This is a genomic window from Bariatricus massiliensis (assembly GCF_900086725.1).
GTDB lineage: Bacteria > Bacillota > Clostridia > Lachnospirales > Lachnospiraceae > Allocoprococcus > Allocoprococcus massiliensis.
In genome coordinates, this window is record NZ_LT574837.1 from 165,706 (window position 1) to 191,304 (window position 25,599).

Genomic DNA, 25,599 nt, shown 5'->3' on the forward strand with positions numbered 1-25,599 from the left:
ATCCTCCCTACTCTAAGTCCATATCGTCATCATCGTCAAATTCTTCAAAATCTTCTGTAAATTCTTCGAAATCCTCGTCTTCCGGTTCATCCTCCACATCAACAAGCTCACCGTCCGCAAATTCCTGCTGGCTGTAACCGTGTTTGCCGTAGTCCTCTTCTCTGTCTGCTCTTCTGCTCTCGCCTTCGATAATATGGTTCAGGTTCGTATCGCCGTAGTCAACACTTTCCATAATCTCTACTTCTGTGTTGTCCTCACGTAGCACACGTACATCCAGACCAAGGGACTGGAGCTCCTTCAAAAGAACCTTAAAGGATTCCGGAATACCCGGTTCTGGGATATTCTCGCCTTTGATAATGGCCTCGTAAGTCTTTACACGTCCGACAACGTCATCAGATTTCACAGTCAGGATTTCCTGCAGTGTGTAAGATGCGCCGTACGCCTCCAGAGCCCAAACCTCCATCTCACCGAAACGCTGTCCGCCGAACTGTGCTTTACCGCCCAGTGGCTGCTGTGTGACGAGTGAGTAAGGACCGGTAGAACGGGCATGGATCTTATCGTCTACCAGATGATGCAGCTTCAAGTAGTGCATGTGTCCGATAGTTACCGGACTGTCGAAGAACTCTCCAGTACGTCCGTCTCTTAGACGAACCTTTCCGTCGCGGGAAAGCGGTACGCCCTTCCACAATTTTCTGTGCTCTCTGTTTTCAGACAGATATTCTAAAACTTCCGGAAGCAGTTCTGCCCCGTGCTTTGCTTCAAATTCTTCCCATTCCAGATTGACATAATCATTGGCCAAATCCAGAGTGTCCATAATATCATTTTCATTGGCGCCGTCGAATACCGGTGTCGCAATGTTAAATCCAAGTGCTTTTGACGCAAGGCTTAAATGAATCTCAAGTACCTGACCGATGTTCATACGGGAAGGCACGCCCAGCGGGTTCAGTACGATGTCAAGTGGACGTCCGTTCGGTAGGAACGGCATATCTTCCACCGGAAGGACACGGGAAACAACACCCTTGTTACCATGACGGCCGGCCATCTTGTCACCCACGGAGATTTTTCTCTTCTGGGCAATGTAGATGCGGACTGCCTGATTCACGCCGGGTGACAGTTCATCACCGTTTTCTCTTGTAAATACCTTGGCGTCCACAACGATACCGTATTCGCCGTGAGGTACTTTCAGTGAAGTGTCTCTTACTTCACGGGCCTTCTCACCGAAAATAGCGCGGAGAAGCCGCTCCTCCGCCGTCAGCTCAGTCTCTCCCTTCGGGGTAACCTTGCCGACCAGAATGTCTCCTGCACGTACTTCCGCACCAATGCGGATAATACCTCTTTCGTCCAAATCCTTCAGCGCGTCATCGCCCACGCCCGGAATATCGCGTGTGATTTCTTCCGGTCCTAGCTTGGTGTCGCGGGATTCTGCTTCGTATTCTTCAATGTGTACAGAAGTATAGACATCCTCCTGTACCAGTCTTTCGCTTAAAAGTACCGCATCCTCGTAGTTATAACCTTCCCAAGTCATAAATCCGATGAGCGGGTTCTTGCCGAGCGCCATCTCGCCGTTGGCAGTAGACGGTCCGTCTGCAATTACCTGACCTGCTTCTACGCGCTCGCCTTTTACTACAATCGGTCTCTGATTGTAGCAGTTGCTCTGGTTGCTTCGAAGGAACTTCGTAAGCTTGTATGTCTTTCTTGTCTTATCATCCTGTTTGATGACAATCTCGGTAGAAGTAGAACGTTCAATGACACCGCCCTGCTCTGCCACGATACATACGCCAGAGTCTACCGCAGCCTTGACTTCCATACCTGTTCCGACAACCGGAGCTTCTGTAGTCAAAAGCGGAACCGCCTGACGCTGCATGTTGGAGCCCATCAGCGCACGGTTAGCATCGTCATTTTCCAAGAAAGGAATCAGCGCTGTAGCAACGGAGAACACCATCTTCGGAGAAACGTCCATGTAGTCGAACATCTTTCTCTCGTATTCCTGTGTCTCTTCACGGTAACGTCCGGATACATTCTTATGGATGAAGTGTCCCTCATCATCCAGAGGCTCGTTGGCCTGTGCCACGTGGTAGTTATCCTCTTCGTCGGCAGTCATATATACAACTTCGTCTGTTACGATCGGGTTCTGCGGGTCTGTCTTGTCGACCTTGCGGTATGGCGCTTCCACAAAACCGTACTCGTTGATTCTTGCATAGCATGCAAGAGAGTTGATCAGACCGATGTTTGGGCCTTCAGGGGTCTCGATCGGACACATTCTTCCATAGTGGGAATAATGAACGTCACGGACCTCAAATCCGGCACGGTCTCTGGAAAGACCTCCTGGTCCCAATGCGGACAGACGTCTCTTGTGGGTCAGCTCGCCAAGCGGGTTGTTCTGATCCATGAACTGTGACAGCTGTGAGGAACCGAAGAACTCCTTCACCGCCGCCGTCACCGGCTTGATGTTGATGAGTGACTGCGGTGAAATCCCTTCCAAATCCTGAGTTGTCATTCTTTCACGAACGACTCTTTCCAATCTGGAAAGACCGATTCTATACTGATTCTGGAGCAGCTCGCCAACGGCACGGATACGTCTGTTGCCCAGATGGTCGATGTCATCGTCATTACCGATGCCAAACTCCAGATGCATGTTGTAATTGATGGACGCGAAAATATCTTCCTTTGTGATGTGCTTCGGAATCAATTCATGGATATTTTTCCTGATTGCCTCTTTTAACTCTTCGATATCTCCCGCTGTATCTTCCAGTAGTTCTGCCAGAACCGGATAGTATACCAGCTCTGTGACCCCGACTTCCTTCGGTTCAATATCGACGATAGCCTTCAAGTCCACCATCATGTTAGAGAGAACCTTTACATTACGCTCTCCGTCTTCCTTCTCAATCCACACAAACGGAACGGCAGCGTTCTGAATTGTATCCGCCAATTCCCTTGTCACTTCCCTGCCCTTTTCAGCAAGCACCTCGCCTGTAAGCGGGCTCACCACATCATCGGCAAGAACATGTCCGGTAATACGGTTTCTGAGGAGAAGCTTCTTATTAAATTTATAACGGCCTACTTTTGCCAAATCATAACGTCTCGGGTCGAAGAACATGCTCGTGATCAAGCTCTCCGCACTGTCCACCGCAAGCGGCTCGCCCGGACGAATCTTCTTATATAATTCAAGGAGGCCTTCCTGATAGTTCTCAGCAGTATCTTTGGAGAAACTCGCAAGAATCTTCGGCTCTTCACCGAACAATTCGAGAATCTCCGCGTTGGTTCCGACACCGAGGGCACGAATCAAGACGGTAATCGGTACCTTTCTAGTTCTATCTACACGAACATAAAAAACGTCATTGGAGTCTGTTTCGTATTCAAGCCATGCACCGCGGTTCGGGATAACAGTACAGGAATACAGTTCTTTACCGATCTTGTCATGCGCAACCGCATAGTAGATACCTGGGGAACGAACAAGCTGGCTTACGATAACACGCTCTGCTCCGTTGATAACGAACGTACCTGTCTTTGTCATAAGAGGCAGGTCGCCCATAAAGATTTCGTGCTCATTAATCTCATCCGTTTCCTTGTTATGAAGCCTTACCTTCACTTTCAGAGGTGCTGCAAATGTTGCATCACGTTCTTTACATTCTTCGATCGTATACTTCACTTCATCTTCGCATAATGTAAAATCAACAAATTCCAAACTCAGATGACCGCTGTAATCGGAAATCGGAGAAATATCATCAAACACTTCATTTAATCCCTCATCCAGAAACCATTGGTAGGAATCCTTCTGGACTTCGATTAAGTTAGGCATTTGGAGTACTTCTTTTTGTCTGGAATAGCTCATTCGCATGCTTTTTCCGTTTGTGATGGGACGAATTCTGTTTTTCTCCATTGACGTTTCACTCCTTATATGATAAATTTTCGGGTAATTATTACGCCTAATTTTAGGGCGCACTTATGGCATGGTTTTCCACAATAGCGCATTTTTTACTATAGCACATGGGCTTTTTGCTTGTCAAGGACTTTTTCAGAAACTTTCAAAGGGAACTCAAAGGGGACAGGTCCCAACGCGTTGGGACCTGTCCCCCTCTACAATTCTGAAACTATTCCGACAACTAGAAAAGGTATCTCCGCAAGTAAACTTGGGTGATACCTTTTTCTGTTAAGCTTCTTATGTTCAACCGAATTACTTAAGGTTAACTTCTGCGCCTTCGCCTTCAAGTTTAGCTTTGATTTCTTCAGCTTCTGCCTTGGAAGCAGCTTCTTTTACTACCTTCGGAGCGTTGTCAACTAATTCTTTAGCTTCTTTTAATCCAAGTCCTGTGATTTCACGAACAACTTTGATTACTTTAACTTTAGAAGCTCCTGCAGAAACTAATTCTACATCGAACTCGTCTTTTTCTTCTACTGCTGCTGCTCCGTCTCCAGCTGCTGCTGCAACTACAACACCTGCTGCTGCGGATACACCGAATTCTTCTTCACATGCTTTAACTAAATCGTTCAATTCTAATACAGATAATTCTTTGATAGCTTCAATAAATTCTGCTGTTGTTAATTTTGCCATTTTATTTTCCTCCATTTTTAAGTTTTTTGATGAGTCATCCGCTACACTAAGCTCGACAACACTTCGCCAAGTGTCCGGATGGGGTTCGCACTAAACGCAAAAGCATCATACTAAATGCTCTACTCTGCCGGTGCTTCTTCTACAGCTTCTGCTGCAGGAGCTTCTTCTGCTGCGGCTTCTGCCGGAGCGTCTCCCTGCTCTGCGATCTGATTAAGAACACGAGCAAGATTGGTAATTGGTGACTGTAAGCTTCCAAGTAACTTGGACAGTAATTCTTCTCTTGACGGAATCTTAGATAATTCTGTAAGTCCCGTAATATCGTATACTGTGCCTTCAACCACACCTGCTTTTAACTCAAGAGCTTCTGCTGTCTTAGCGAACTTGCAGAGGATTCTTGCCGGAGCTGTTGCGTCATCTTTAGAAATAGCAACTGCACTCGGTCCTTCCAGATACTCGTCTAACTGAGCGAAATCTGTTCCTTCAAAAGCTCTTTTCATCATTGTGTTTTTGCAGACCTTGTAAATGATACCCGCTTCTCTTAACTGCTTACGAAGCTCTGTATCCTGAGCCACTGTCAAGCCACGATAGTCAACAAGCACGATAGACTGTGCGTCAACGATATCATCTGCGATTGCCTGTACGATAGGTTGTTTTAATTCAACTTTTGCCACGAATGGTGCACCTCCTTGTATATTTTTAAAACTGCCAAGGCACATTCTTGCGCCGAGCGCGGTCGTCTGCGACATACTACATCTTCGCGCGAGTGCGCCTCCCCCGGAGGGTTTTATAGCATCGGGAACGAAGTTCCCTATGTTATAAAAAAACCTCCATGCCGGAACATAGAGGTTTAAGAATTCAATCATATGATTCTTGTCTTCCTCGGTAGGCGTTTTCATCCTTATGCCTTACGGCACCTACTGTCTTCGGCAGTTACTATGATAATTTAGCATGTTTGATAATGAATGTCAAGCATTTTCAAACATTTTCATGTACATTTATTTTGACGTGCAGGCGAATCCCTTCATCTCCTCTAAAAATCCGCGAATAAATTCCACAGAAATATCCAGCGCCTCCTGTCCAAGCTCTCTGGTGGAGTCTTTCGGATCAAAAGGCCCGAACCAGCCGCTCGGTGCAATTTCCTTTGTGTCTCTCACAAGCCGTACCGTTCCGCCCCGGTAGCTCACTGCCTGAATATATTTGCCCTTCACATTCTCAGACGGGTCTTGCGGATTCATAGGCTGGCCGAGCTCCAGATGAACAGCCTCCGGTTCCACCACCATCATGGCAGAGGTCTCTAAAATATCGCCGTGGCCGCCCTTGAACTTCTCATCCAGCTCCGCCACCAGACTCCACCAGTCAATGCTGGCACAAATGCCGCCTTTGTGGTAGACCTCCAGCGCAGCCCTGTCTATGGACGGCGTATTTCCACCGTGTCCGTTCAGCACCACAAACCTTCTCGCCCCGTGCTGCATCAGCGAATCCATAATTCCATGCAGCACCATATACAGACCTTCATAACCAATATTAATACTTCCCGCAAAACTCAAGTGGTACGGGCACACTCCATAGGGAACCGTGGGTGCCACAATCACATCCTCCATATCCGCTATATGCTCCGCCAAATAAGCCGGAATCAAATAATCCGTCCCAAGCGCACACTGCGCCCCGTGCTGCTCCGTACTTCCTACCGGAATCACAATAACCGGATCCTTTGTAAATGCTTCCTTCGCCTGTGCTGTAGTCATCTTCCCAAGATACATATTTATGCCTCCTTTTCGACATCCATCTCTCCAATTGTTCTATTATCTATCATATAACACTTTCCCCTCTACTACAACCCCGTCACATCTTAATTGCGGCACTATTGCAAATGTGCTATACTTTAACCATAAGTGAAAGAACGGAGGGATTTTTATGGAAATTGGTGGTTTTTTCCCGTATGAAGAGTTACAAAAAGAAGAAAATGGTTATATTGACTTAGTATGTCCGGACGCCGGAGACGTACGCCATTTAATGTCCGGGAGGTGCGCAATCTATCTCTGTCTTCAAGACAGCCTGCTCACCGACCCTAAAAAAGCTGCCTACCTGCCCGCATATACATGCGAGACTGTAAGTGGCTGTTTTGTAAAAGCCGGTTACCGGATTTATTATTATGATGTAGATGAACATCTGGCTCCGATATTCGACGAAAATCTGATAGGCGAAATCAGCTTTCTCCTCATCTGCGGCTACTATGGCTTTTCGACCTATGATGAGGACTTTGTAAAACGATGCCACTCCCGCGGGGTCACCGTGATGCAGGACACCACTCACACCGCGTTCTCCCCCCACGAGGCATGCCCGGAGGCAGATTATATCGCCGTCAGCCTCCGCAAATGGATGGGAGTCATCTCTGGCGGTCTGGCTATCAAACGCAACGGCACCTTCAAGGTATCACCCCTTCCCGCCGACATGGAGCACTTAAGCATCCGGCAGGAAGCATTGACAAAACGCGAACAATACGAAAAGCTAGGTGACGAGACTTTAAATAAAGAAAGCGCCGACGCCTTCTGGAAGGCCGAATGGATGCTGCGGGAAATCTTTGACATGCAGGAAGGGGATGCCGATTCCCTCTACCGCATCAAGCATTATCCACTGGACACCGCAGTCCAAAAGCGCAGGGAAAACTACGCATGGCTTCTTGAGCATCTGCCCAAAAATCCTGCCGTGCGCCCCATCTTCCCAGAACTGCCGGAAGATGTGTGCCCTATGTTCTTCCCCTTCCTCTGCGATGACCGCGAGTCACTGATGAAACATCTGGCGGCTAACCAAATACCACCAAAAGTATATTGGCCGGTTCCTCCATTCATACATATAGAGGAATACCCACACGCACAATATATCTACGAACACGTCATGTCCATAAGCTGCGACCAACGCTTCAGCTTAGAAGACATGGCCCGCGTAGCAGAAGCGTTCCAAGCATACGCATCTCAGAAGTAGGCCTCAAAGGCAATTGACAATAAGACGCAATACGGGAACAGAGCCGCCGTGTCACCGGAAGGCTCTGTTCCCGTATTTCTGTTTATTCCATCCTTTTCAGTCCCCGATGCCGTAGTTCTACTCGCATCAAAACCAATTCAGTTTTTGTTAGTAAATAATAATACTTACTTAAAGTAACTACGTTCCACATACATCCTCCGAGCATTTCCCTTTTGAGACGAGCAGAAGCGTCGGAAGACGGCCACCCGCCACAGGGGATGCCGTCTTTCGGCTCTTCGTCCCATCCTCAAAAAAATCCCACGTTATTTCTCATAAGTCCCTTTGCGCAAAAGTTTTCCTTCTTCCATCATTACTTTTCCTCCGGCAATCACGGTGTGAAGGTTCAAGTCTTTATCGAGCAGGAGGATATCTGCGTCTGCGCCTTCTTGGATGCATCCTTTTTGTGGGTAAATGTTCAGTGCCTTTGCAGGATTTGTAGTCAGGTAAGGCAGTGCTTCGTCTAGCCCCATCCCGACTTCTTTCACCATGCGTTTGATTTCTTTGTAAATACTCGCCACCCCTGACACGCCAATTTCCAAAAGGCTTCCGTCCGGTGCATAATTGGACCAGCTGCCATGTCCGTCAGAGCTGAAAGTAATATGGTCAAGAGGAAGTCCTCTCTTTTTCGCCTCAAGGACACAGTCTCCCGGATTTGGCTGCCCCTTGGTTCCGCAAGTCAAATCAATATAACCGCCCATGCCGATAAATTGATATCCGTCTTCCAGCAAAGCCGGATTCCGGTTCACATGAGTAGGCCGGAATACCTTTGCCGGGATAGCAGTCTGTTCAATCGCCGCAAATACCGGCTGCAGTCCGCTTTTGGCATCTCCCATATGCAGAATCACAACGCCTGCCTTTCCGCCAATCATCCCCGCCACTCTGACCTTGCTGGCAATCTGAATCAGTTCGTCGAGAGGCACGTTTGGCGCCCTGTGATCCGAAAGTGCAAGCTTCAGTCCCAGCACTTCATCAATAAAAACAATATCTCTGTCGGCTTCCCCGGTAATCGTGGGCCCCGGATGTCCATAAGAGCCTGTGAACATATAAGCGGTGACGCCTTCTTCGTTCAGCGCTCTCGTCTTGGCATAAAGATTCTCCGCACTTCTCGTCAATCCGTCGGTGCCAATCAATCCCATGACCGTTGTGATGCCACTTTCAATCAGCTCGGAGAGCTGGAGCTCCGGTGTTCTGGTGGCAAAGCTTCCCTCGCCGCCTCCTCCGGTGACATGCACATGATTGTCAATTAGCCCCGGCGCGAGCACGAGTCCTTCCCCGTCGATCACACGGCAGTGACCGGGCATATCCGGTATATGCTCCTCCATCCATTCTATTTTACCGCCGCAGATAAGCACATCCTTCCGCCCCTTATATTCCGGCGCGTAAACCTCTGCATTTTTAATCATCAACATACCATAATCCCTCTATTCTTCTGGTTTTATTTTTGTGATTCCGATACCGGTAATGGCAAGGATAATAGCCATGATTATGCCGGTATAATTCATGATTGCCCATGGAAGATACGAAAGTGTGTCTACCCCCAAAGTCACCGCCATATACGCTCCCGCCGCAGACCACGGCACAAGTGGAACGAGCACGGTACCAGAGTCTTCTAGTGTTCTCGAAAGGTTTTTCGCAGCCAGCCCCCTCTTGGCATACGCATCCTTGAACAATTCGCCTGGCACGAGGATAGTCAGGTAAGAACTTCCCGTCGTGAGTGCGACCGTAAAGCAGGCTGCAATCGTAGAGCCTACAAGACCGGCCACTGACTTCACTTTCTTCAAAAGCAGATCCAGAACTTTATCAAGCATTCCTGATACACTGACAATCCCTGCAAATCCCATCGCGCAGAAAATCAACACGGTCGTTCCCGTCACCGAGTTTACACCGCCACGGTTAATCAGCTTGATAACTTCTTCGGAAGCCTCGCCTACAAAGCCAGTCATACTCAAATCAAATCCGGAAATCAGAGACGCCACTCCATTTACCAGCGAAAATCCCTGCACTACAATGCCAAGTATCACACACAGAAAGCTGGAAATTACCATCGTCGGTATCGTCGGCCATTTCAAAAAAGAACCTGCGATTACAAGAACGAAAGGCAGAAGAATGACCGGATTGAAATTGAACATAGAATCAAGCTGGGTCATCATGACCTCAACGCTCTCCGGAGTTACCAAAGATCCGCTGACTTTAAGCCCCGCAAAGAAATACACTATCAAGGCGATGACTGTAGCCGGAACGGTCGTATAGAGCATATGTGCAATATGTTCATACAATTCACTTCCTGCCGCCATAGGTGCAAGATTGGTTGTATCAGACAGCGGTGAGAGTTTATCCCCAAAGAACGCTCCTGATACGACAGCTCCCGCGGTAGCCGGAAGAGATACGCCAAGGCCGCCGGCGATGCCCATCATAGCAACTCCGATTGTTCCGGCCGCTCCCCATGATGTTCCGGTCACAAGCGACAAAAGCGCCGATGCAAAGAACGCCGTTACCAACATAAATTTAGGATTCACAATCTGTACACCATAATAAATAATCATAGGTACCGCACCGCAGAACATCAATCCACCTATCAACAGGCCGACCGACCATAAAATCAAGGTCGCAGGCATGGCGCTGCCGATCTTCTCAATGATGGCATCCAGCATTTCTTTCCAGTCAAATCCCAGATAGTAAGCCATAACTCCAGCGACAAGCGCTGCCAGAATCATCAAAAATTCTGTCTTTAATCCCAGATACCCGTATCCCACCGCAAGAATCACAAACATGAACACTATAGGAAACAATGCTTGTGCCGTGGTAGGTTTTCTCTTTACCCGCTCTTTCTTTTCATGAACTTTACTCATTTTTCTTCCTCCTCATGTAGAATATATTTAGATTATAAAGAAAAATAAGTGCCTATAAAATATCTTTAAGTTGTCCAAAACTATATAAATTGCACAATCGCCTTTGTCTTAAAGGTAGAATATCAAAATTCTGCTGGGCCTTCCCGTCTCCGCCTGATTTCTCATCCCCGAAATACAGGCATATCCACTGCTCATCAGCTTCTCGATCACCCGGTCCATATTTCGGACGGACACACCGCAGTATTCCGCCAGCTCCTTCGAGGTGAAGGTGTCTTTCTTATATGCCTCCATCATCCCCTTGATTTTCAGCAGATAACGCATGCTCACGCCGCTGTCTGCCGATATTTCTTCCAGCTTTTCCTCCGCCAGCAGCGTAGTTGCCGCCTTGCTCTTATTCGTCTCAATCGGCCCCGCCGTCTTGCCCTCCCCATACGCGATAAAAATAACACTGCGGTCATACTGCACAGAATATTGAATCGCAGAAAGAGCATTTTGCTTCGCTTCGAACATCGTGCTTCCATATCCAATACCCACGGCAATCCGACAGAAAATTTTATTCTTTAACTGTTCCAAGAACAATAGATTCGTATAGTGCTTCGTCACTTCCACAAGCACCTTTTTTGTTGTAAAAAGATATACATTGCGATTGCTGCCCTCCACGACAGCCGCCTCTATCTGCTGGGCAAACAGATAGACTTGCTCCATCACCTTCATCCGGTCCACAAGATATTGATACTCATAATTTGCAAGATTTCCTATTGATTTTTCTTCCGGCATCTTCAGGCATAATACGGCTATATCCTTAGGCGTATTGTGGACATCCAGATACCGCTGCTCCAGACGCCGCACCGCTGAGCGCACCGTCTCATAAGTCCGCTCACTTTTGATACAAGGGATTCCATCCTTCTCGAGCAGCCTTGCCACTTCATTATGAGTGGTCACGCACACATCCGCACGCTTCTCCAAAAATGCGTTTCTATGAAAATGATAAATCATGCGGTTGCTCTGATAGTCGTCATACGCTTCTTTCATCCCAATAATCTCATCGAGTTCTTTGAAAATACCAACCTCCCGCAGCGCCTCCTGCACAGTTTTACGGGAATATGTGTCAAAGCTCACCCGCTCTACATTGTACCCCAGCAGGCTGCTTTTCAGCAGAACGGACATAACTTCCCCCTCATAGCGCGGCAGGATTTCATATAAGGTATCCGCGTCCAGATAATCCTTGGCGATGTAATACGATATCAAGCCTGAGAACAAGAGGCCGTCAAATTGCCTCTGCCTGTTCTTGACAATGTCTGCAACTTCTTCATATTCATCGTACAATAAAAATTCAAAATGAATTGTATCGAATTCAGGAATCAAATGTTCCATCTTCGGCATAAATGTTTTAGGACATATTACCGCTGCTTTCATATGACGACCCTCCTACTCGTTTACTATAGCAAAAACTCCCGGAGAAGTCCGGGAGTTTTTTATATTATTCTCAATACAATGATTAAACAAGCTTCATTGGGTTAAGCTTTACGCCAGGTCCCATGGTAGAAGTAAGGGTCACGCTCTTAAGGTACTGACCTTTTACTGCTGCCGGTTTTGCTTTCATGATTGCATCGATAAGCGTCTGGAAGTTGTCCGCTAACTGTTCTTCTGTGAAAGAAGCTTTTCCTAATGGCACATGGATAATGTTTGTCTTATCCAATCTGTATTCAATCTTACCAGCCTTGATATCGTTGATAGCTTTAGTAACATCCATTGTTACAGTACCAGCCTTCGGGTTCGGCATTAAACCTTTTGGTCCAAGTACACGTCCGAGACGTCCAACAACACCCATCATATCCGGTGTAGCTACTACTACGTCGAATTCAAACCAGTTTTCATTCTGAATCTTCGGAATCAGTTCGTCTCCGCCTACATAATCTGCTCCGGCTGCCTTTGCTTCTTCTGCCTTTGCATCCTTAGCGAAAACTAAGATACGAACTTTTTTACCAGTTCCGTGCGGCAGTACAACTGCGCCACGAATCTGCTGGTCAGCGTGACGTCCGTCACAGCCTGTTCTGATGTGTGCTTCGATTGTCTCATCAAACTTAGCTACTGCAGCTTTTTTAACTAATTCAATTGCTTCTGCTTTATCATAGAGGGTTGTTCTGTCAATTAACTTGGCAGCCTCTACATATTTCTTTCCTCTTTTCATTCTAAATACCTCCTAGTGGTGATTACGGGAATTCCCTCCCACGTTTACAAATTTACAGTTTAATAAGGTAGTTACACTCGACTTAGCGCTCGAAAGTACCTCGCTTAGTCTCGGTAACGGAATTCGTACTAGACTCGAAAGGACCTCGTCAAGTACTCTATTCCTCTGTGACTGTTACACCCATACTTCTGCATGTTCCTTCGATCATGCTGATAGCTGCTTCTACAGAAGCTGCATTCAAGTCTGGCATCTTAAGCTCTGCGATTTCTTTTACCTGAGCTTTTGTGATTTTTGCAACCTTTGTCTTGTTCGGAACACCAGAACCTGACTTGATGTTGCAAGCCTTTTTGATAAGAACTGCAGCCGGTGGTGTCTTAGTAATGAAACTAAAACTTCTGTCACTGTAAACTGTGATAACAACAGGAATGATCAAATCTCCCTGATCTGCTGTCTTTGCATTGAACTGCTTAGTAAATTCAACGATATTGACACCGTGCTGTCCAAGAGCCGGACCAACCGGTGGTGCCGGAGTAGCCTTTCCGGCTGGAATCTGTAATTTGATATAACCTGAAACTTTTTTTGCCATTTTAAAGTACCTCCTTGTGGTATTTGCGGGGATTTCCCTCCCACGTGTTCGTTATGATCTCTTCATAACAGTTACATTTTTTTGACTTCTGCGAAACTGATTTCTACCGGCGTTTCGCGGCCGAAAAGCTCAACATTGATGGTGAGACTTTGTTTTGGCAGATTGATGGCCTGTACAACTCCGACAGTGCCTTCCCATGCTCCGGCAATAACCGTAACAGTATCGCCCTCGGCAAACTCCACAACAATATTCTCTTTCTGAATTCCAAGCGGTGCCATCTCTTCTTCTGTAAGCGGAACCGGTTTAGAACCGGGGCCCACGAATCCGGTAACACCTCTTGTATTCCTTACGACATACCATGTATCATCGTTCATAATCATATGAATCAATACATAGCCCGGAAACATTTTCTTTTGTGAAGCTTTCTGTACGCCGTTCTTTAATTCGACAACCTCCTGCATCGGAACCCGGACCTCTAAGATCTCTTCTTCCAGATGACGGTTCTCAATTGTCTTGTCAATATTGGCTTTTACTTTGTTCTCATACCCAGAATAAGTATGAACTACATACCATTTTGCTTCTGCCATAAAATCACCTTTACCTCACTAATAAATCGATTCCGTATTTCACGATAATATCCGCCACCGCGATAATCGCTCCTAAAATAACAGAAACAACTACGACTGCCGTTGTCTGTTTGGCAAGTGTAATCCTGTCAGGCCAGATAATCTTGTTGAACTCAGCTTTCAATCCTTTGAAAAAAGGTGTCTTCTGAGCCTTTTCCTTAGAAGAATCTCCCATAACATTCACTTCCCTTCAACGACTATTTCGTTTCTTTGTGCAATGTGTGTGATTTGCAGAATCTACAGTATTTCTTCGTTTCCATGCGCTCAGGATGAGTTTTCTTATCCTTTGTCATGTTGTAGTTACGATGCTTGCACTCTGTACATTCCAGTGTAATTCTTGTACGCACAACTTCCACCTCGCTTTTATGTTCTTTTTTTCAGTTACATGACAGCTTGCGAGGCTGTCTAAAAATAGGCATAAAAAAAAGACCTATACTTCCATTCGCTAGGATAGTGTATCATACGGCGATTGTAAAGTCAAGGACTTTCTTTAAAACAGAGGCACCCCGCGATGCCTCTGTCCACCTATATTCTCGGGATTCTGCCCGCTCTTTTTATAAATCGTAAGCCTTCAGAGTCATGGAGATTACGTTACTCGTCTCCGGTGCAAAATCAATCTCACAGTATTTCGTATAAGACTCTTTATCGTACCATGTATACATGTGCATGCTGTCTCCTTCGTAGACGTCATCCGTCTCCCCGTAAGCCGCAAGCACTTCATCCAGCGCGCTGCCCATCTGAATCCCGCCGGGGAATACGATGGCAAGGCCGCCTTCTTCCAAATCATAGTCCGTCACAGAGATACTGCCCACGACACATTCGGCAACACTTTTCGCCTTATCGTCACCGTTGACCATATCCACCATGATTTCGTTTCCATTCTCATCCATAAAATAGACAATCTCGTATTCTTCCGCATTTACCACATAATCCTTCGGAGTATAATCCGTGTCCATAGCAAGACCCGCCGCCTCCAAGTCGGCGATCTCACAAGGCAGTGTCACTACTTTATCATTGATCTGGACTGTATAACTGTCCCACTTTCCGCCCAACTCAGAACTCGGTTCAGCCTTTGCTATCTTTGGAGTATCTCCGCCCTTACTCTCCAGATCTTCTAAGTCTCCGTCCGACTCTACCGCTGTCTCTTCCACTTCTTTCGGTACCTTGATTTCTTTTATGCCTCCAAAATCTTTGTAGGTCATTTCCACATAGTATTCAATTGTGTCCGGCACCTTTGCGCTGTCCTCAAGCAGCTTCTCCATCACACCGCCCATGTCTATATGGATGCGGGCAGGAAGAATCTTTTCCTTATATATATCGATGGTACATGGTATTTTAGATTCCTTCAGCTTGTCCACATCAACCAGCTCGCCCATTCCTGTCATATCCAGCAGATCCTGATTGAATATAGATTCTAACTCCTCGCCCTTAAGCTCGGCGGTGAGGCGGAAACACTTCTTTCCCTCGACTTCGCTCAGCTCTTTCTCCAGTGAAAACGCACCCGCCATGTCTTCCAAGTCATTGATAGCTTCTAAATCCGCTATCTCTCCGTCGTCCTCGCTGGACGTCTTCGCCCATTGGTTCATAACGTTTACATAGGTGATGTTCTCTTTCTTTTCCTTCACCTGATACATTTCCAGTTCTGTGCTCACATCCGTACCGCTCATGTTCATCTTGATGCTGCCTTCCACATGCGCCGCTTCCTGCTTCAAGACTGTCTCAATGTTCAAATCAACCTCAGCAGAAATCGCATCTGAAGCATCCGCCATGGCAACGGATGCCTTAATGTTAGCCCCAAAAGATTCTACTTCTTTCATATTCTTCTTCATATCGCCGAAAAGGTTCTCTGGTGTAGCTTTCTTCTTGCATCCGGCCGTCATAAGCATTGTCAAAACAATAATCAGGGCCACAGCCGTAAGCTTCTTCCAATTCTTTTTCATATATGTTCCCTCCTCATAAGTGATTTGTTAAAATTATCTCATACTTCTGTGGAGAAAACAAGCACTCTACCTATTCCGCTATATGATTACGAATAATCGCCCGAATACTGTCATTCAAATATGGTTTTAACTCCTCATAACTGATAGGGTCATTTTCAAGAATGGTGCTGAAGGAGGTGGCGCTGGCCAGTTCGATAATAAGGAACATCATTGTGTTTGGCGCCCGAAGCTTCACTTCAGGGTTCTCTTCCACCATAACATTGTACAGCTCCATCACGTTCTGGCTTTCCCCATCCTCGTTTTCTGTAATCGCCTGACGGAACATCCCCCAGCTCAGATTTTTGGAAATAAACCGCAATATCTGTTTATTCTTCTGCATCTCATCTAAAATATAGTCCACCAAAAATATGACTTTATCCTCAAACACAGGAATATCCGCTTTCAAAAGTTCCGCGTATGCCGCCGTAAAGAGCCTGCCTGCGGTGCGGGCAATCAGCCGATCTCTGATTTCATACTTGTCTTTAAAATAAAGATAGAACGTCCCCTTGGCCACCCCCGCCATTCTGACAATATCATCTATGGACGTCTTGGCGATCCCCTGTCCCAAAAACAGTTCGTATGCGCTCTGGAACAAGGCGTCTAACTTCTGCTGTTTATTTTCTTTTATTTTCCCCATAATTCGTTCCTCTTTTCGACTTGGTTTTCTTACATTATAATTACCGTCTGACTAAAAGTCAACTTTTTGCTAGATTTTATTGACTTTTAGTCATTTTTGAGCTATAGTACTTTTAGCATCATAGAATGACTTCTGGTCATTATTCTGAAAAGGAGGAAACACCATGGTTAAAATAGGGAAAAAAATAGTGAAATACAGGGTGGTAATTCTAATTCTCGGATTTCTGCTCTTGATTCCCTCAGCTCTGGGATATTTTAAGACCAGAGTAAATTACGATATTTTATATTATCTTCCTGACAACATCGAGACGATGAAGGGGCAGGATATTCTGATGAAAGACTTCGGAAAAGGTGCTTTCGCAATGGAGGTTGTAGAAGGCATGAATACAAAGGAAGTATCCGATGTCAAAAAGAAAATAGAAGGGGTGGACGGTGTAGCGGAGGTCATCTGGTATGACTCTCTGGCAGATACTTCGCTTCCTATCAATATGCTCCCGGATAAGCTGAAAGAAGTCTTCAACACAGACAACGCCACCTTGATGGCAATCTTCTTCGATGACACGACTTCCGCCGACAGCACCATGGATGCCATCACCGAGATACGGCAGATTACAAACAAGCAATGTTATCTGAGCAGTATGTCCGCAGTGGTAACCGATATCAAGGCACTCTCCGAGAAGGAAACCCCAGTCTATGTACTGATTGCCGTTATCCTTACCTGCATCGTCCTTTCTATATTTATGGACTGCTGGATACTTCCCGTTTTCTTTATGCTGAGTATCGGCATGGCAATCATCTACAATATGGGAAGCAATTATTTTCTGGGGGAGATTTCCTATATTACCAAGGCGCTCAGCGCGGTACTTCAGCTCGGTGTGACGATGGATTATTCCATTTTCCTCTGGCACAGCTATCAGGAAAATCAACAGCGGTTCCCCGGTGAGAAGGAGCGCGCAATGGCACACGCCATTTCGAACACGTTTTCCTCTGTCGTAGGCAGCTCGATTACAACGGTAGCCGGCTTTATCGCACTTTGCTTCATGAGCTTTACGCTTGGCAAGGATTTAGGAATTGTAATGGCCAAGGGGGTTGTATTCGGTGTCCTGAGCTGTGTCACCATTCTCCCCTCCTTCATATTAGTGTTTGATAAGGCCATACAGAAGACTACTCATCGGTCGGTCATGCCTTCCATGGAGAAGCCGGCACGCTTCATCACAAAGCATTTTAAAATATTCGTAGCGGCATTTTTAATCATACTTTTCCCTGCACTCTGGGGCTATAGCCACGCGCAGGTCTACTATAACCTTGATGCCACCCTGCCCAAGACGCTGGACAGCATCAAGGCCAACGACAAGCTCTCCCAAGAGTTTGATATGAATGCCACTCACATGGTACTCGCAGACGCTTCCCTTTCCTCTAAAGACGCCAAAGCAATGCTGGCAGAGATGCAGGATGTGAAGGGCGTCAAGTTCGCGCTCGGTCTGGACAGTCTTCTAGGCTCTGCCATTCCCAGAGATATGATACCCGGCGAGGTCACAGAAGCACTCCAGAAGGGAGACTGGCAGCTCATACTTGTCCAGTCCGAATACAAGGTCGCCACGGATCAAGTCAACAAACAATGTACCGAGCTGAATAAGATTATCAAAAAATATGATTCCTCTGCCATGCTGATTGGGGAAGCTCCATGTACAAAGGATTTGATTACCATTACCGACAAGGATTTCAAGGTCGTAAGCGCGATCTCCATCATCGCGATCTTCCTGATTATAGCCATAGTCTTCAAGTCCTTCGCCCTCCCGGTCATTCTGGTGTCGGTGATTGAATTCGCTATTTTTATCAATCTGGGGATTCCATTCTACACCGGTGTGAAAATGCCGTTTATCGCCTCAATCGTAATCGGCACGATCCAGTTGGGCGCCACAGTGGACTATGCCATCCTGATGACGACTAGATACAAAAAGGAGCGTGGAAAAGGCAAATCTAAACAAGAATCTATCCAGATTGCGCTTTCCACCTCTATCTCTTCGGTCATCGTCTCCGCGCTGGGCTTCTTCGCAGCCACCTTCGGCGTGGGGCTTTACTCCGATATTGATATGATATCTGCCCTCTGCACCTTGATGGCACGAGGGGCAATTATCAGTATGGTCACCGTTATCTTTATCCTTCCGTCTATGCTGATGGTCTTTGATAAGGTCATCTGCGCTACGACAATGGGTATGAAATTAAAACTGAAACATGCTGCCTTACAGGCAAATGCAAATTCCTAGGAGGTCTTGACGATTATGAAAAACAGAGAATTTCGTGCATTAATGGCAATTGCGCTTATGACGGCGCTGATAGCAGGAAGTGTGGGCGGTGTCTCCGGAACCGCATACGCCAAAGAAAATCAGACAATCACTGCAGAGGCATCCAAATCCACATTGAAAAACGCCTCTTCCACCGGTGATACAGCAGGATTAAAAGACGAAACCGTCTATGCCAAGGTTGACGCCGCCGGCAATGTCAAAACCGTGACTGTGTCCGACCAGTTGAAAAACATCGGCAGCCTCTCCGAAGTAAAAGATATTTCTGTACTGAAAGACATCGAAAATGTCAAGGGCGACGAAGTCTTCGCAGAATCAGGGGACTCCTTGATCTGGAATCCTGACAATAAGGACATCTGTTATCAGGGTACGACGGACAAAGCACTGCCTGTGGGTATAGAAATTTCCTATAAACTTGACGGCCAGAACATTACGGCCGATGAACTGGAAGGTAAATCGGGGCATGTCGCCATACGTTATGAATACAAAAACACCACGAAAGACAACACCGAAGATTATGTGCCCTTCCTGATGGTGACTGGCCTCATCATGGATTCTGAAAAATTCAGTAACCTGACAATCACCAATGGAAAAATCATCTCCGACGGGGACCGTAATATGGCTGTCGGAATGGGACTTCCGCAGATGAAGGAAAATCTGGGCGTGGACGATTTGGATATTCCGGATTATTTTGAGGTGGAGGCCGACGTCACAGAGTATGAAGCGGTAGAAGGCATCACCATCGCCACCAACAGTCTGTTCAATGAAATTGGGACCGACAAATTTGACAGCCTTTCCGACCTTAAAAGCTCTATGGGCCAGCTGCAGGACGCTTCCGCACAGCTTGTCAGCGGCTCCGGCGAGCTGAAAGATGGTCTCGATGTACTTCTCTCCTCCTCCGGCACACTGATCGACGGTGTGAGCGCACTGGCGGACGGCGGCAATACGCTCACAAGCGGCGCCGGCACGCTGCTGGACGGTAGTAAAACACTGGCTTCCGGAAGTAATTCTCTGGCCAAAGGCACCGGCCAGCTTTTAGAGGGAACCACAGGCCTCAAAGACGGCGCACAGCAGGTAGCCGCAGGTGCTGCTTCCATTACGTCTCAGACCGGTAAAGACAGCGAACTGGCGCGGGGTGCAGAGAACTTGACTTCAGGCATCGGCGCACTTGGCATCAGCCTAAACGACAACTTGGGAAAATTAAGTACCGGCGTAGAAGACCTTGGCACAGGAATCCATGGTATCAGCGACGGCACCAAGGGTCTTCAAACGGCTATAGAAGATAACAAAAGCACGGTAACGAATGCTCTCGAATCTGTAAAGACGGCGGCTCAGAATCTATCCCAGAGCACATCAGGCACAAATGGCACAAGTGTAAGCGCTTACGATGTGGCTTACGGCAACGGCGGAACAGATTCCGCCCTCAACACCTTGAACGCACTTCTTGCGAGGGAAGATATCCCCGAAGATGCCAAGGCTTCTGTCTCCGCCGCCATCGCTGCCCTGCAGTCCGATCAAGGGGCAAGACAAACTTCCGCCGGCACACTGGACGCAGAAATCAACGCCCAGAGGGCCGCGCTCGACAATGCATCTTCCGCCGCCTCCAGTGCTCAGGATGTGGTAGATGCTGCCAACGCTGCCTCCAACGCTTTTGAAGGTTACACCGGGGTAATCTCCTCTGCCACCGCAAACCTTATTTCCGGCATTGGCAAGCTCTCTGAGGGGGCTGACACCCTTCAAAAGAGTATCTCAGGCTCAGCGTCACAAGTGACAGACGGAATTGCCCAGCTCGACGCAGGCTCCAAGAAACTGTCCGGCGGCATCGGAGCATTGAACAACGGATTGAACACGCTGTCCGCAGGCGCTTCCGAAGTAAACGCAGGAAGCCAGATGCTTAATGAGAAAATGGCGGACGCCCATTCCGGCGCTAAGAGCGTGGCTTCCGGAGCTTCCCAGTTGTCTACAGGCGCTTCTCAGCTTCATACGGGCGCTCTTACACTTTCCAATGGCATCGGTACCCTGCAGTCCGGTTCCGGGGCTTTGTTGGACGGTGTACAGCAGCTGGCAGACGGTGCAGGGAAATTAAATGAGGGAATGATTCAGTTCAACGAAGAGGGCATAGAGAAACTTGTCGGGATTTTTGACGGTGACATCAATGGACTTCTCGAAAAATTGAACACGATGCTGGACGCCTCAAAATCCTATAAGAACTTTTCCGGAATATCAGACGGTATGGACGGTGAAGTGAAGTTCGTCTTTGTAAACGACAAATAGTAAGTTAGTTTTTTATGTTTTTTGACTTATATTGACAATAATCGACATTTATTACCACATTTCCGTGCTAATTACTGGCCTAAATGTAGTAAAGATTATTGAAGTCTTATATAATATTATTATAGTTAGTACTCCTTGTACTGGCTTGATTTCGGAACGTATTAGAAGAAGAATCCCCTGCAGCAGCGAGAATGGGTCGCTGCCGTGGGGGATTCTTTACAGTGGAATGGAAGTGTTCTTTTCCCAGCCCGCATCTATTTTATTTTTCATTTCTTCAAAGGAACGGAGTCCTCCCAGCGCATCATAAGCCTCCACGCAGCTTGCTCCCGTGGCGGCCGCATATTTCAGGCATTCCTCGATAGAATATCCGTCCAGCACTGCCTTCAGGAATGCCGCAATACTTGTATCGCCTGCACCGGTTCCCGAGCGTACACATTCCGGCTTGTAGCTCCGCTCAAACATGGAAAACTTATCATTCTGATAATACATGCCGGGCGCCCCGCATTTAATCAGGACATGTTTCGCGCCCATGCGCAGCAGCTCATCGGCCAAAGGCCTCACATCTGCGTCAATCTCAATGACGGAAGTCACATCTCCTCCATCTGCCTTTCTAAGCCACTCCTCATATCTGCCCCGGTCCAGCATGAACCCAAGCTCCTCGATGCTGGGAACAAAATAGTCCACATACGGAAGCACCCTGCCAAGGATTGCTTTCCAGTCTGCTCTCCCCGCTTCGGTATCTGCATCCACCGCCGCCATGTCCAGAGAAGTAAGCACGCCCAGCTCCTTCACCCTCTTGAACATCGCTTCCAGCTCCCTGCCGTCCTCCCGGTACATACTGTGCATAATAGTGGGATAGCCAAAATGAAACAGCTCTGCCTCCTTGATTTTCTCAAAATCCAAATCTTCAGCAGTAAAGGTTTCATTTGCCCCCGGATTGTGCAGAAAGATTCGGTCCGTGCCGGGCGGAGCAATCACGATGGAATAGGAAGTGCTTTCTCCGGGAGAGACAATCAAGCCGTCCTGCGCCCCGTGCGTTCTGAGCTTTTTCTCTATGATTGCCCCAAACTCATCCGCGCCGATTTTCCCCATCAAGCTCACATCGGCGCCAAAAAACTTGAGCGCCAGACCGGTATTGGCCACGGCGCCTCCGGTATTCACATTGACCGCTTTTGTCTGAATCAATTTGCCCGGAATAAGCACCTTGGACAGCGGCTGCGACTTTTCTTCCGGGAATACCGGTGTAATATCCAGACATATATGCCCGGCCACAATTATTTTTCCCGCCATGATTCTCCTCCGCTCTTAATAGGAAACTGCCGATATGACAGGCTTTCCTTCTCTATCTAACATAGGAGCAAGCCCCCCGGAATATCCATCCCTATGGTATAGATAATTCACGCCCGTCTCCTTATCTACCCAGATTTCCGTAGTTGTTATTGTCCCCTGTTTGTAAACTCTTTCAAATCTATCCGTTGTCTTTTCCATCTTCTCCTCCTTATTTTCATTGACTGCTCTACTACTCCAAAATCAGTATATCATCTTTTATCCTCTGTGCAAACGTCATATTTGATAGTTGTATTTTTCATGCCGGTCGACTACAATATAATGAGCAGACAGACAAAAGGAGATAAAAAACATGAACTTTATTGAAATACTAAAAGCCATAATATTGGGAATTATACAGGGCATCACAGAATGGCTCCCCATCAGCAGTACCGGACACTTGATACTATTTGACAACCTCTGGCCCATGGCGTCCAGCCCCGAATTTTTTGAGGTGTTCAAAGTAGTGATTCAGTTCGGCTCTATTCTGGCCGTACTCGTATTATTCTTCCATAAACTGAACCCCTTTTCAAAACGAAAAAGCCGCCGCGAAAAGAGAGAGACCTTTCATCTCTGGAAAAAGGTAGTGGCAGGATGTATCCCCATCGTTGTCGTAGGCCTGCCCCTCGACATGATTTTAGAAGATTACCTTTCCAGTGTTTACATCATCGCCGCAACTTTGATACTATACGGTATCGCGTTTATCGTAATCGAAAGTCGCAAAAACCGGCCGACCATGAAAACGTTGAATGAATTGACATACAAGACGGCCTTCTTCATCGGCTGCTTTCAGGTTCTTGCCGCAATTCCCGGGACCTCCCGAAGCGGCGCGACTATCCTTGGCGCCGTCATTCTGGGCTGTTCCCGCTATGTAGCCAGTGAATTTTCATTTTTCCTCGCCATACCGGTCATGGCCGGGGCCAGCGGATTGAAACTCATCAAGTATTTTATCAAGGTAGGCATGTTCTCCGGAACAGAATGGCTCCTGCTGCTGATAGGAACTTTGGTTTCCTTTATCGTATCCATATTTGCGATCCGCATGCTTCTCAGCTACATCAGGAAACATGATTTCAAGATATTCGGCGTATACCGGATTATACTGGGTATCATCGTCATTATCTATTTCAGCTTACTCGCATAATGAAGCGGATGCATTTATCCGTTAATCTTTTAATTTGAATTTACCGGTCAATTCTTTAAGAAGCTGAGCCTGCGCCGACAGCCCTTCACTGGCTGCGGCGCTTTCTTCAGCCGTAGCAGAATTCATCTGTACAATATCTGATATCTGCCCGATTCCCTGTGTCACCACCTCGATTGCATGCGCTTGTTCGCCGGACGCATTAGAAATCTTATCCATAGAGTCCACAAGTCCATCCACCCTGCTGACCACACTGTCCAAAGTTTTTGCAGTTTCATTGGCTACTTCTGCTCCATTCTTTACCACCTCCAGTGATTCAGCCAGCAGCAGCGCAGTACTCTTAGACGCCTCGGAACTTTTTGCCGCCAAATTCCTCACCTCGTCGGCCACAGCCGCAAATCCTCTGCTCTCAGCACCTGCTCTCACAGCCTCCACCGAGGCATTGAGGGCCAATATGTTTGTCTGGAACGCAATATCTTCTATCACCTTATTTATCTTAGCTATCTGTCGGGAGCTTTCCCTGATTTCCCCCATAGCACTCAGCATTTCCTTCATGCGACGGCTGCTCTCCAGCGCTTCTTTTCCAATCACGATGACCTCGTCATTGGCATTCGACGCACTCTCGGCATTCTTTCTGATTTGCTGCGAAATCTCTTCCACACTCACCGCCAGTTCTTCCACCGTCTCTGCCTGTTCGGCCGCTCCCTGCGCCAAAACCTGCGAACTGGCCGCTACCTGCTCCGCTCCCGACGACACAAGTTCCGCGGATGTGTCAATCTGTCCAAGCGTGGAATTCAATGAATATATAATCTGCTCCAGCGACTCACGAATCGCCTTGAAATCCCCAATATACTCTCCTTCTGCCGTAAGATTCAAGTTGCCTTTAGACATCTCTCCTAATATGTGGGACACGCTCTCGATCATGGCTTTTAGTGAATGGACAGCGTCCCTGACGCTGCCGGCCATGATACCAATCTCATCCCCACTCTCAAAAGTGATATCCACAGCAAGATTCCCGTGGGAGAATGCTTCCATATTACTGCTGATACCGGCCAGCGGCCTCAGCATCCTGCGGATAAGAACTATCACCACAATAATCAAGACTGCCAGAACCACGGCAGATAGGATTGTAAGCACCGCTGTCAGGTTATTTCTAGTGGCATTCACTTCCGAAAGCGGAAGCGTAGCGATAGCCAGCCATCCGGTCGTCTCACTGTTGCAGAAAACGGCAGTATAATCAATTCCTTTGTAGCTAAAGTTCAAATCGCCGTTATAGACTTCCTGCACTTTCTGCTTGTACTCTTTCGTAATATCCAAATCCTCTACATTCTTACCGTTTGCATCCGGGTCTTCACTATATATATAATCCGAGCTCTTTGAGAGCAGCTCCAGATACCCTTTCTCACCAACTTTAATCCCAGACAGCAGCTCGTTCAAAGTATTCACATTGATGTCAAATCCGACCATCCCTGTTATATCACTGTCGCCAGCCGTAAAGACTGGTGACACGACCGATACTATCTCTTTGCCGGTCGCAGGGTCAAGATATGGTTCTGATATGACAACATCTTTTTTAGATAGGATAGACTGATACCACGCCGTTTCAGCCAGCCCGGCATCTACCAGACTCCCATCCGACAGCAGATAGCAGTCCGTTCTTTCATCCGCCGCCCACACCTGCATGACGCCTTCCCCAGACAAGCGCTCCAGTGCTCCGGATAAGATATGGAGCAGCGTCTCCTTATCCCCATATGTATCAATCTGTTCGCGTGCAGAAACATTTTCAAAATATTCCCGAAAATCACTGTCTTGCTGGAACATACTGACAGCCGCAGTTTTCCCGCTGAAAAAGTCATCGACAATCGAAACCGCATGTTCTGCCTGACTGTGCAGTAATTTATCAGTGAGATTTGAGATACTGGCAGCCGCCATCAGACACGACACAACAATCAGTATCACCAATGCAGGAAACAGAACCGCCAGCAGCCTGATACTAAGCTTCGCAGATATGGATTCTGATTTTCCCTTCATAGTTTTCTGTTTCCGAGACTTCAATTTATTTGTTTTATCCGCCATACGCTCTCCTACCACTCTCAAGATTTAAAACCTATTTCTTTC

General features: G+C 47.2%; 21 protein-coding genes and 1 other annotated feature. Of the genes, 4 read left to right on the forward strand and 17 right to left on the reverse strand.

Annotated elements, in window-relative coordinates; genetic code table 11:
- Positions 1–7 precede the first annotated feature (7 nt).
- The 4 genes from rpoB to BN6465_RS06910 form a co-directional block, all read right to left on the reverse strand.
- On the reverse strand, positions 8–3,880 hold the full coding sequence (rpoB, locus tag BN6465_RS06895) for a DNA-directed RNA polymerase subunit beta (RefSeq protein WP_066733102.1): 3,873 nt from the start codon (positions 3,878–3,880) through the stop codon (positions 8–10).
- 294 nt (positions 3,881–4,174) lie between these two features.
- On the reverse strand, positions 4,175–4,552 hold the full coding sequence (gene rplL, locus BN6465_RS06900) for a 50S ribosomal protein L7/L12 (protein ID WP_066733104.1): 378 nt from the start codon (positions 4,550–4,552) through the stop codon (positions 4,175–4,177).
- Positions 4,553–4,671: 119 nt separating this feature from the next.
- The gene (gene rplJ / locus BN6465_RS06905) at positions 4,672–5,223 is read right to left on the reverse strand and encodes a 50S ribosomal protein L10 (RefSeq protein ID WP_066733112.1); all 552 of its coding nucleotides are present in this window, start codon (positions 5,221–5,223) and stop codon (positions 4,672–4,674) included.
- A gap of 138 nt (positions 5,224–5,361) precedes the next feature.
- Positions 5,362–5,497 (reverse strand) — a sequence feature (ribosomal protein L10 leader region).
- A 50-nt stretch (positions 5,498–5,547) separates the two neighbouring features.
- The gene (locus BN6465_RS06910) at positions 5,548–6,312 is read right to left on the reverse strand and encodes a creatininase family protein (RefSeq protein ID WP_066733119.1); all 765 of its coding nucleotides are present in this window, start codon (positions 6,310–6,312) and stop codon (positions 5,548–5,550) included.
- 154 nt (positions 6,313–6,466) lie between these two features.
- Here BN6465_RS06910 and BN6465_RS06915 point away from each other — a divergent pair, with 154 nt between their 5' ends.
- Entirely contained in the window at positions 6,467–7,534 is a 1,068-nt protein-coding gene (locus BN6465_RS06915; RefSeq protein WP_066733123.1) for a DegT/DnrJ/EryC1/StrS family aminotransferase, read from the forward strand.
- A gap of 302 nt (positions 7,535–7,836) precedes the next feature.
- On the opposite strand, the gene iadA is transcribed toward BN6465_RS06915, so the two are convergent.
- From iadA to BN6465_RS06960, 10 genes are all read right to left on the reverse strand, one after another.
- Positions 7,837–8,982 (reverse strand): beta-aspartyl-peptidase, encoded by a 1,146-nt coding sequence (gene iadA / locus BN6465_RS06920; protein WP_066733132.1) that lies wholly within the window; start codon positions 8,980–8,982, stop codon positions 7,837–7,839.
- Between the two features lie 12 nt (positions 8,983–8,994).
- A complete protein-coding gene (nhaC, locus tag BN6465_RS06925) occupies positions 8,995–10,422 on the reverse strand; it encodes a Na+/H+ antiporter NhaC (RefSeq protein ID WP_066733134.1) in 1,428 nt (475 codons plus the stop codon).
- Between the two features lie 108 nt (positions 10,423–10,530).
- Positions 10,531–11,838 carry a hypothetical protein gene (locus BN6465_RS06930; RefSeq protein WP_066733136.1) on the reverse strand — a complete coding sequence of 436 codons (1,308 nt, stop codon included), beginning with the start codon at positions 11,836–11,838 and terminating at the stop codon, positions 10,531–10,533.
- An 82-nt stretch (positions 11,839–11,920) separates the two neighbouring features.
- A complete protein-coding gene (gene rplA / locus BN6465_RS06935; protein WP_066733138.1) occupies positions 11,921–12,613 on the reverse strand; it encodes a 50S ribosomal protein L1 in 693 nt (230 codons plus the stop codon).
- Between the two features lie 157 nt (positions 12,614–12,770).
- A complete protein-coding gene (gene rplK / locus BN6465_RS06940; RefSeq protein ID WP_066733140.1) occupies positions 12,771–13,199 on the reverse strand; it encodes a 50S ribosomal protein L11 in 429 nt (142 codons plus the stop codon).
- Positions 13,200–13,270: 71 nt separating this feature from the next.
- Positions 13,271–13,786: a transcription termination/antitermination protein NusG gene (gene nusG, locus BN6465_RS06945; protein WP_066733142.1), complete on the reverse strand. Its 516-nt coding sequence runs from the start codon at positions 13,784–13,786 to the stop codon at positions 13,271–13,273.
- Positions 13,787–13,796: 10 nt separating this feature from the next.
- Positions 13,797–14,000, reverse strand: coding sequence for a preprotein translocase subunit SecE (secE, locus tag BN6465_RS06950; protein WP_066733143.1), 204 nt, complete (start codon positions 13,998–14,000; stop codon positions 13,797–13,799).
- 22 nt (positions 14,001–14,022) lie between these two features.
- The gene (rpmG, locus tag BN6465_RS20130; protein WP_074017771.1) at positions 14,023–14,172 is read right to left on the reverse strand and encodes a 50S ribosomal protein L33; all 150 of its coding nucleotides are present in this window, start codon (positions 14,170–14,172) and stop codon (positions 14,023–14,025) included.
- Between the two features lie 207 nt (positions 14,173–14,379).
- Complete coding sequence (locus tag BN6465_RS06955; protein WP_066733144.1) at positions 14,380–15,765, reverse strand: DUF6612 family protein; 1,386 nt, start codon at positions 15,763–15,765, stop codon at positions 14,380–14,382.
- A gap of 70 nt (positions 15,766–15,835) precedes the next feature.
- Positions 15,836–16,441: a TetR/AcrR family transcriptional regulator gene (locus tag BN6465_RS06960; protein WP_066733146.1), complete on the reverse strand. Its 606-nt coding sequence runs from the start codon at positions 16,439–16,441 to the stop codon at positions 15,836–15,838.
- A 163-nt stretch (positions 16,442–16,604) separates the two neighbouring features.
- Between BN6465_RS06960 and BN6465_RS06965 the strand changes: the two genes are divergently transcribed.
- Both BN6465_RS06965 and BN6465_RS06970 read left to right on the forward strand, forming a co-directional pair.
- A complete protein-coding gene (locus BN6465_RS06965) occupies positions 16,605–18,707 on the forward strand; it encodes an efflux RND transporter permease subunit (RefSeq protein WP_066733148.1) in 2,103 nt (700 codons plus the stop codon).
- A gap of 15 nt (positions 18,708–18,722) precedes the next feature.
- On the forward strand, positions 18,723–21,017 hold the full coding sequence (locus tag BN6465_RS06970; RefSeq protein WP_066733149.1) for a YhgE/Pip domain-containing protein: 2,295 nt from the start codon (positions 18,723–18,725) through the stop codon (positions 21,015–21,017).
- Between the two features lie 216 nt (positions 21,018–21,233).
- Here BN6465_RS06970 and BN6465_RS06975 read toward each other — a convergent pair whose 3' ends face one another.
- Complete coding sequence (locus tag BN6465_RS06975; protein WP_066733151.1) at positions 21,234–22,307, reverse strand: carbohydrate kinase family protein; 1,074 nt, start codon at positions 22,305–22,307, stop codon at positions 21,234–21,236.
- Positions 22,308–22,322: 15 nt separating this feature from the next.
- Positions 22,323–22,505 (reverse strand): DUF6440 family protein, encoded by a 183-nt coding sequence (locus BN6465_RS06980; RefSeq protein WP_066733153.1) that lies wholly within the window; start codon positions 22,503–22,505, stop codon positions 22,323–22,325.
- A gap of 151 nt (positions 22,506–22,656) precedes the next feature.
- On the opposite strand from BN6465_RS06980, the gene BN6465_RS06985 reads away from it, so the two are divergent.
- Positions 22,657–23,484: an undecaprenyl-diphosphate phosphatase gene (locus BN6465_RS06985; protein ID WP_066733154.1), complete on the forward strand. Its 828-nt coding sequence runs from the start codon at positions 22,657–22,659 to the stop codon at positions 23,482–23,484.
- A 21-nt stretch (positions 23,485–23,505) separates the two neighbouring features.
- Here BN6465_RS06985 and BN6465_RS06990 read toward each other — a convergent pair whose 3' ends face one another.
- Entirely contained in the window at positions 23,506–25,557 is a 2,052-nt protein-coding gene (locus BN6465_RS06990) for a methyl-accepting chemotaxis protein (protein WP_066733159.1), read from the reverse strand.
- Between the last annotated feature and the right edge of the window lie 42 nt (positions 25,558–25,599).